Below are 7847 nucleotides of genomic sequence, written 5' to 3'. Positions count from 1 at the left end.
TGGCGGTGATGGCTGGTGCGTCTGGCCCCATCACCGCCCGAGCCAGTATTCTTGCATTCGCTTCTCGTGTTCCCGGATCGGTTCAGAACCGGTAGTTCAGGCCGATCGTCACGTTGGGAGACGTTTCCTTGTAGCCCGATGGGCAATAGAGGCCGCCGGTGCAGAAATTGTAATCTTTCTCGTTGGAGAAGCTATACACGAACCGGCCGTCGAGCGACCAATTATCAGCGAACATGTATTCGACGCCCGCTCCCACCACGCCGCTCAGATGCGTGGCGCTCGAGGAGGTGCCGACATCGTCGGTCACCTTGACGCGTGCGACGCCCACACCGAGGAGACCATAGGGCATCCACTTTCCATAAGCGCGACCGATCTTGACGCCAGAATAGGCCGCCCAGCGCGGGTCGATGTCATAGGTGCCGAAGATCGGAACTTCGGCGTCCTCCTGTGGCTTGAGCAGTGGAACATTGGCAAATACGCCCAGCACCCAGTTTTGGTCGATGGCGAAGTTGTAGCCGACTTCAATGCCACCCACGGCACCTTTCAGATCCAGATCGTCGCCGCAAATGCCATTGCAGTAAGTATTTTCGACATTGCCCCAGTGATAGCCAAGCCAGGCGCCGGTGTAGAAACCCTGCCATTTTTCTGCTGGCGCTTCGCTCGTCAGCGGGAACGTGTCGGCGGCGTGCAGGCTGGTCGCGCCGGCGGCGAGCAGAAGGGCCGTGGCGATGGTCAAACGTTTCATGGAACCCTCTCGAGAAATTTTTGAAGCCATACCAGAGTCCGTCCATGCAGGGCGTCTCAAGTCTGTGCAGATGGTCTCAAATGTTTGTCGAACGCGTGCTATCCGGTCATTGCTGGCGTTCGCGCGCTTCCGACGGCGTGTGTCCGGTCGTTCCGCGAAAGGCGCGGGTGAAGGCGGCCGCATCCGCGTAGCCACATTCGTGCGCGATCTGTTTGACGGAAAGGTCCGGGCGGTTGGTCAATAGCGTCGCGGCAAGATTCAGTCGGGCCTTGCGTATGGCGTCTCCGACGGCCTCTCCGTTCATCGCGAAGACCCGGTAAAGGCGTGCACGCGAACAACCGATCGCCTTGGCGATCGCGGTCGCTGTTAGATCGAGTTGACCGATACTGGCATGGATATGGCGTTGAGCGGCGGCGAGAATCGCGCTGTCCTGCAGCCGTGCGGAACGGCTGTCATTCGGGGATTGAGCCTGGGAGAGTGCACCGAGCGCCAAATCGGCGGCTGCGTTCAAGGCGATGTTGGCGGATCGTTCGTCCATGCCGTCGCCTTCCCGTGCGATCATCTGTAGATGCGTCTCGAGAATCCGCGACAACCCGTTCTGTGGGAGAAAGGCCAGCCCCTCCTTTAAGAGTCCGACATCCTCTCCCAGAATGGCTGCGACCATGGGGCGGGGGAAGGTCATCCACAAGGTTGCATGCCCATAGGTGCGTGTTTTGAAGGGGCGGGTACCGTCGATGGCCAAAAAGCCGGAGGTTGCGTCGATGACGTGGCGCCTGTCGTCTCCAAGTTCGAGTTCCGCGCGGCCCGAAAGCGTGAGATTGAGCAGTATGAACTCACCCTGGGGTTTGGCGAAGCGGGCATGGGTGTTGTCGTTGGAGCCGAAGCCGAACACACATCCATCGGGCGCTTCGTAGCGCATGAGCCTGGCCTTGAATTGGCGTATGCGGCTCTTGTCTGAAATGTCGAGATCGATCAGCGGAAACAGGCTACGCCAGAACTCGAAACGCTGGTCGGGGCGTTGGTCGAGTGTGGAGGCTTTCGCAAAAGCGCCGCCTGGAGGGCTGTGTTCCGTTTCCTGATCGGGCGGCATGCGCTCCCCATTTCTCCTGACGCAATCGGAGCCGGTCATTCTCTGTCTCTACCAAAGGTGGAGTGTGCTTGCATGTCAAGGTTGGCCGGCACGGCACGATCCGGGAAAGACGGTTCGCCGTTTCGAACGTTTGCCAGGCATGCGCCGATACCGGAAACGGCGAACTGCATTTACAAGAGAACCAATATTGCTATGATGTCAGACCAATTTTGAGGCATGGTGCTTTCAGGAACATGAGAGACACTTCGATCATAACGGCGCTGCCGGCGCAGGATCGGGTTCGTCAGGTGACGGACGCCGTGGCCGCATATATCGAACGGGCCGAACTCAAGGTCGGCGATCGTCTTCCGGCGGAGCGCGAGCTCATGTCGGCGCTGGGCGTCGGGCGGTCGACCATCCGCGAAGTCATCCGGCGTTTCGAAGCGCTGGGTGTGATCGTGACGCGCCGTGGGAGCGGCAGTTATCTCCTGAAGCCGGTGGCGGCGGGCACCGTTCATATGCCGCTTTCCCTGAACACGGCCCGGCAGCGCGATGCTCTGTTGCAGACACTCGAAGTGCGGCGCGGTATCGAGGCCGAAGCCAGCGTGGTGGCCGCGCGGCGGCGCACGGCGGCGGATATTGCCATCATCGAAGAGAAGCTTGACGAGATGGAGCGTGTGCATCTGGCAAAGGGCACGTCGGGCCCCGAGGATCTTGCCTTCCATCTTGCCATTTACGATGCGACCCACAATCCGCTTTTCCGCCAGCTTCTGGAACAGATGCGCGAGGCGTTCGAGCGGTTCTGGGATCATCCGTTCGACCGGGAAGATTTCGCCCGGCGCTCCTTTCCGTTCCACCGCGAACTTTTCGACGCGATCGTCGATCAGGATACCGCCATGGCGCGCGAGAAGACGTTGCGCATTCTCGAAGTGGTCGAGGAAGATATCAGGGAAATGTCCAGATGAGCGCCAGTTTGCACCCCGATGACGAGGCTTCGCTGATCGTCGCACATGACGAGACGAACGCCTTCGATGCCGTTGTGCCGCCCATTGTGCAGACGTCGCTTTTCACCTTCTCTGATTATGACGAGATGCTCCGGACCTATCGCGGCGAGAAGGTGCGCCCCGTCTATACGAGGGGGCTCAACCCGACCGTTCGCATGTTCGAGGAGATGCTCGCTAAGCTCGAGGGTGGAGAGGACGCGATCGGCTTTGCGAGTGGCATGGCGGCCATCTCCTCCACGATTCTGAGTTTTGTGAAGCCGGGCGACCGTATCGTTGCGGTGCGTCACGTTTATCCCGATACGTTTCGGCTGTTCGGCACGTTGCTAGAGCGCTTCCGTGTCGAGGTGACCTATGTGGACGGACGCGACGAGGCTGCGGTGGCCAAAGCCCTGCCGGGCGCGCGCCTTTTTTATATGGAAAGCCCGACAAGCTGGGTCATGGAAACGCATGACGTGAAGGCGCTCGCGGCACTGGCCAGGGCGCAGGGCGTGACGACGGTGATCGACAACAGCTGGTCGAGTCCTGTTTTCCAGCAGCCGCTTACTCTGGGAGTGGACCTCGTGGTCCACTCCGCCTCCAAATATCTGGGCGGTCACAGCGATGTGGTGGCGGGTGTGGTCGCCGGCTCCAGAGCGATGATCGAGCGCATTCGCGGTGAAACCTATGCCTATCTCGGTGGAAAGCTCTCGCCATTCGATGCGTGGCTGCTCATTCGCGGCATGCGCACGCTTCCCACGCGCATGCGGGCGCACGAGGAAGCAGGGCTGGAGATCGCGCGGCGGCTTGCCGCGAGCCCGGTCGTGAAGACCGTGTGCCATCCGGGACTGGCCAATGCGCTGCCGCCGGGGTTGAAGGGAACGTCGGGGCTCTTTTCCTTCATCTTCCACGAAGGAATCGACATTCGTGCTTTCGCCGACCGGCTAAGCCTCTTCAAGCTCGGCGTGAGCTGGGGCGGGCATGAAAGCCTCGTCGTGCCGGCGCAGATCGTTCTGCAGCAAAAGGCACAGCCCAATTCCGCAAAAATGTTCGGCATCGATCCGCGATCGGTGCGGCTGCATGTGGGCCTTGAGGGAACCGAGGCTCTTTGGCGCGATCTGGAAGGAGCGATCGACGCAGCTTCCGGTTCGTGAAGCAGAGCGGGCGTCCGTCGGATGTGGAGGCATTGGCGGGACGCTCGAAGGGAGTGAGACCGATGAGAAAAGAAAAGGGGAATGCAATGAGGAAATTGCTGCTGGCGGCCAGTTTCGCCACGTTGATGACAGGCACGGCCCTGGCCGATACGACGTTGAAGCTGGTGGAGGTCATCACCAGCCCGGCGCGCACCGAAACGTTGAAATCCATAGTCGGCAAGTTCGAAGAGGCCAATCCGGGCACGAAGGTCGAAATCATATCGCTTCCCTGGGGCGAGGCGTTTCAGAAATTCGCCACCATGGTTTCGGCGGGCGAGATTCCCGACGTGATGGAAATGCCAGACACATGGCTCTCCCTCTATGCCAACAACGGCATGCTGGAGAGTCTCGAGCCCTATCTGGAAAATTGGGAGCACACGGAAAGCCTGTCGTCCCGGGCGCTGGAACTCGGGCGCGACATTGAAGATACGGCTTACATGCTGCCCTATGGCTTCTACCTGCGGGCCATGTTCTACAACAAGAATCTGCTGGAAGAAGCCGGCGTCGCCGAGCCACCGAAAACGATGGCCGAGTTTCGCGCCGCTTCGGAAAAGATTTCCGAACTACCGGGCAAGTACGGATACTGCCTGCGTGGCGGCTCTGGCGGCCTGAACGGGTGGATGATGTTCGGAGCGATCATGGCCGGCTCGGATGTCTTCTTTAACGAGGATGGGACGTCGACCGCCGACAGCGAGGGCTGGGTGGACGGTTTCACCTGGCTTATCGACATCTACAAGGACGGTCTTGCCCCCAAGGACAGCGTCAACTGGGGCTTTAACGAGATCGTCGCCGGTTTCTATTCCGGTACGTGCGCGTTTCTCGATCAGGACCCGGACGCCCTGATCGCGATCTCCGAGCGGATGAGCGGCGACGATTTCGGCGTAACCACCATGCCGAAGGGGCCGTCGGGCAAAACCTTCCCGACCATCGGTTATGCCGGCTGGTCGATGATGGCTGCAAGCGAGAACAAGGAACTCGCCTGGAAGCTCATCTCAGCGCTGGAAGGGCCTGAAGGCAACAATGAGTGGAACAAGCGCACCGGCGCGCTCCCCGTTCACACTTCGGCAGAGCAGGACCCGTTCTACGCGAGCGATCAGTTCAAGGGTTGGTTTGAGCAATTGGAAGACCCGGATGCGATCCCGATCTCCATGCCGACTTACCTTGAGGAATTCGCCTTTTTCAAGGATTCGCTCGCGATCAAGACCACGCAGGAAGCGTTGCTCGGCGATATCACGCCGGAAGAGTTGGCGGACCAGTGGGCAGACTATCTGACCGACGCCCAGCAGAAGTTTCTCGCCAAGCAGTGATCCTTGTGGTGGAGCCACGGTCGGGATGAATTCTCCCCATATCCGGCCGGCACCACCTGCACCCTCGCGCTCACGGCGCGAGGGTGTGCATGCGAGCCGTTCAACCGGAAACCGCCGATGACCGACACCAGTTTGACGCGTATGACACCACCGTCGAGACGTCCGTTCATGCAGCGTCTTGCGGGTGCCTGCGAGCCGTATCTCTACAGTGCGCCGGCGCTTTTGCTGATCGCCACAGTGATGCTCGTGCCGCTGGCCCTGGGCATATCCTACGCCTTTCGCGACGTGCAGATTCTCAATCCGTTTTCCGGCGGTTTCATCGGGCTGGATCACTTTCGCGCGCTTTCGCAGGACCAGGCTTTCTACCGCGCCCTGCGCAACACGCTGTGGTGGACTGGCGCTTCCGTCTTCCTGCAATTCTTTTTCGGCCTGATACTGGCGCTTCTTCTGGACAAGCCCTTTCGCGGGCGCGGCATCGCGCAGGCGCTGGTGTTCCTGCCCTGGGCCGTGCCGACCTTTTTGACCGGCTTGAACTGGGCCTGGCTCTTCAATCCGGTCATCGGGCCGTTGCCGCATTGGCTTCATGCGCTTGGCCTTATGGCCGAACCGGGCAATATTCTCTCCGACCCGCAACTGGCCATGTGGGGCCCGATCGTCGCCAATGTGTGGTGGGGCATCCCGTTCTTCGCCATCACACTGCTTGCGGCGCTTCAAGCCATACCGCGCGACCTCTACGAAGCTGCCGCCATTGACGGGGCCGGGCCGTTCCAGCGATTTCGTTCGATCACGCTTCCCTTTCTCGCGCCGACCATCGCCATCACGGTGCTTTTGAGAACGGTCTGGATCTCCAACTTTGCCGATCTCATCATCGTTATGACCAATGGCGGGCCGGCGGATCGCACGCAGATCGTTGCCAGCTACATCTTCACGCAAGCCTTCAAACGCCTCGACTTCGGCTACGCCTCGGCGATCTCGATGGTGCTTCTGGTGCTGTTGCTCGTCTACTCCATGCTGATCGTTCTGTTGCGGCAGACCATGTTGAACAAGGACTGACGGCATGACGGCCAAATCCACATTCTTAACCGTCGCACACCGGCTTGCCATCCTGGCCTATATCGTCTTTGCGCTGTTTCCGCTGTTCTGGTTGCTGAAGGTGTCGCTGACACCCAACGATCTTCTCTATTCGGAAGGTGTGCGCATGTGGCCTTCGCGGGTCAGCTTCGACCATTTTCGGTTCGTCGTGGCGCACAGCGATTTCCCGATCTTCTTTCGCAACAGCCTGATCGTGGCCGGTTCCACGGCAATCGTTGTGACGATCCTCGCCTCGCTTTCCGGCTATGCGCTGTCGCGCTTCGCTTTCCGCGCGAAATACTGGATCGTCGCTCTGATGTTGCTTACGCAAATGTTTCCGTTGGTGATGCTCGTCGCACCGATCTTCAAGATGCTTTCGCCGCTTGGGCTGACCAACAGCTTGACGGGGTTGGTGATCGTCTACTCCGCGTTCAATGTGCCGTTTGCGACCTTTCTGATGCAGTCCTTCTTCGACGGGATTCCGAAGGATCTTGAAGAAGCGGCCAAGATCGACGGGGCGACACAGTTCACCGCATTTCGGCAGATCATTCTGCCGCTGACACTGCCTGGCATCGCCGCCACCATCGGCTTCGTTTTCACCGCCGCCTGGAGCGAGCTTCTGTTCGCGCTCATGCTGATTTCCGGCAACGACGCGGCGACGTTCCCCGTCGGGCTTCTTTCGTTCGTATCAAAATTCTCGGTCGACTTCGGGCAGATGATGGCGGCTGGCGTTCTGGCGCTCATCCCGGCCTGTGTCTTCTTCTTCCTTATCCAGCGTTATCTGGTGCAGGGGCTGACCGCCGGCGCGGTGAAAGGTTGAAAAGGAAACGTCATGGCTTCCATCGACATTCAAGATATCCGCAAATCCTATGGTGCTGTCCAGGTTCTGCATGGCGTGGATCTGGACATCAGGGATGGCGAATTCATCGTACTCGTCGGCCCTTCGGGATGCGGAAAATCGACGCTTCTGCGCATGATCGCCGGCCTCGAGGAGGTGACCGGTGGCGATATCGCGATCGCCGGCAAGCGGGTCAACGACCTGGCCCCCAAGGACCGCGACATCGCTATGGTGTTTCAGTCCTATGCGCTTTATCCGCATATGAGCGTTGCGGAGAATATGAGCTACAGCCTGCGGCTGCGCAAAACACCGCGCGAACGCATTCAATCCGCCGTTTCAGCCGCGGCATCGAAATTGGGCCTCGACCCGTTGCTGGAACGACGGCCGAAGGCTCTGTCCGGCGGGCAGCGCCAGCGTGTCGCCATGGGACGGGCGATCGTTCGCCAGCCGAAGGCATTTCTGTTCGACGAACCGCTTTCCAATCTGGATGCGCGCCTGCGCGAACAGATGCGTGCGGAGATCAAGAAACTGCACGGCGATCTGGGCGCAACATCCATTTACGTCACGCACGATCAGATCGAAGCGATGACCCTGGCCGACCGTATCGTTGCCATGCATGGCGGAGTGGTGCAGCAGGTGGGCAG

Annotated in this window: 8 protein-coding genes; 6 read left to right on the top strand and 2 right to left on the bottom strand. The window is 59.9% G+C overall.

From position 1 onward, the window contains the following. Positions 1 to 82: 82 nt before the first annotated feature. Complete coding sequence (locus QZ638_RS20740) at positions 83 to 745, bottom strand: outer membrane beta-barrel protein (protein ID WP_295813926.1); 663 nt, start codon at positions 743 to 745, stop codon at positions 83 to 85. 106 nt (positions 746 to 851) lie between these two features. After that, complete coding sequence (locus QZ638_RS20735; protein WP_295813923.1) at positions 852 to 1874, bottom strand: helix-turn-helix domain-containing protein; 1023 nt, start codon at positions 1872 to 1874, stop codon at positions 852 to 854. Between the two features lie 194 nt (positions 1875 to 2068). Here QZ638_RS20735 and QZ638_RS20730 point away from each other — a divergent pair, with 194 nt between their 5' ends. From QZ638_RS20730 to QZ638_RS20705, 6 genes are all read left to right on the top strand, one after another. Then, the gene (locus QZ638_RS20730) at positions 2069 to 2779 is read left to right on the top strand and encodes a FadR/GntR family transcriptional regulator (RefSeq protein ID WP_295813921.1); all 711 of its coding nucleotides are present in this window, start codon (positions 2069 to 2071) and stop codon (positions 2777 to 2779) included. Further along, positions 2776 to 3948, top strand: a complete 1173-nt coding sequence (locus QZ638_RS20725) for a PLP-dependent transferase (protein WP_295813919.1) — start codon at positions 2776 to 2778, stop codon at positions 3946 to 3948. The genes QZ638_RS20730 and QZ638_RS20725 overlap by 4 nt, the downstream gene beginning before the upstream one ends. 86 nt (positions 3949 to 4034) lie before the next feature. Continuing rightward, positions 4035 to 5294 (top strand): sugar ABC transporter substrate-binding protein, encoded by a 1260-nt coding sequence (locus tag QZ638_RS20720; RefSeq protein ID WP_295813917.1) that lies wholly within the window; start codon positions 4035 to 4037, stop codon positions 5292 to 5294. Between the two features lie 117 nt (positions 5295 to 5411). Next, on the top strand, positions 5412 to 6347 hold the full coding sequence (locus QZ638_RS20715; protein WP_295813914.1) for a carbohydrate ABC transporter permease: 936 nt from the start codon (positions 5412 to 5414) through the stop codon (positions 6345 to 6347). Positions 6348 to 6351: 4 nt separating this feature from the next. Beyond that, positions 6352 to 7185: a carbohydrate ABC transporter permease gene (locus tag QZ638_RS20710; protein WP_295813911.1), complete on the top strand. Its 834-nt coding sequence runs from the start codon at positions 6352 to 6354 to the stop codon at positions 7183 to 7185. A gap of 12 nt (positions 7186 to 7197) precedes the next feature. Next, positions 7198 to 7847 (top strand): ATP-binding cassette domain-containing protein (locus QZ638_RS20705; protein ID WP_295813908.1); only part of this gene is annotated, 650 nt, incomplete at its 3' end.

This window comes from uncultured Nitratireductor sp. (assembly GCF_913053745.1).
In the GTDB taxonomy this organism is placed as follows: domain Bacteria; phylum Pseudomonadota; class Alphaproteobacteria; order Rhizobiales; family Rhizobiaceae; genus Nitratireductor.
Note: the sequence above shows the minus strand (reverse complement) of the source record. Positions and strands in the feature narration are given on the sequence as shown.

Excerpts from the sequence above, each read along its gene's own strand:
- QZ638_RS20710 (WP_295813911.1), top strand. The coding sequence starts at position 6,352 with ATGACGGCCAAATCCACATTCTTAACCGTCGCACACCGGCTTGCCATC.
- QZ638_RS20715 (WP_295813914.1), top strand. The coding sequence starts at position 5,412 with ATGACCGACACCAGTTTGACGCGTATGACACCACCGTCGAGACGTCCG.
- QZ638_RS20730 (WP_295813921.1), top strand. The coding sequence starts at position 2,069 with ATGAGAGACACTTCGATCATAACGGCGCTGCCGGCGCAGGATCGGGTT.
- QZ638_RS20740 (WP_295813926.1), bottom strand. The coding sequence starts at position 745 with ATGAAACGTTTGACCATCGCCACGGCCCTTCTGCTCGCCGCCGGCGCG.
- QZ638_RS20725 (WP_295813919.1), top strand. The coding sequence starts at position 2,776 with ATGAGCGCCAGTTTGCACCCCGATGACGAGGCTTCGCTGATCGTCGCA.
- QZ638_RS20720 (WP_295813917.1), top strand. The coding sequence starts at position 4,035 with ATGAGGAAATTGCTGCTGGCGGCCAGTTTCGCCACGTTGATGACAGGC.
- QZ638_RS20735 (WP_295813923.1), bottom strand. The coding sequence starts at position 1,874 with ATGACCGGCTCCGATTGCGTCAGGAGAAATGGGGAGCGCATGCCGCCC.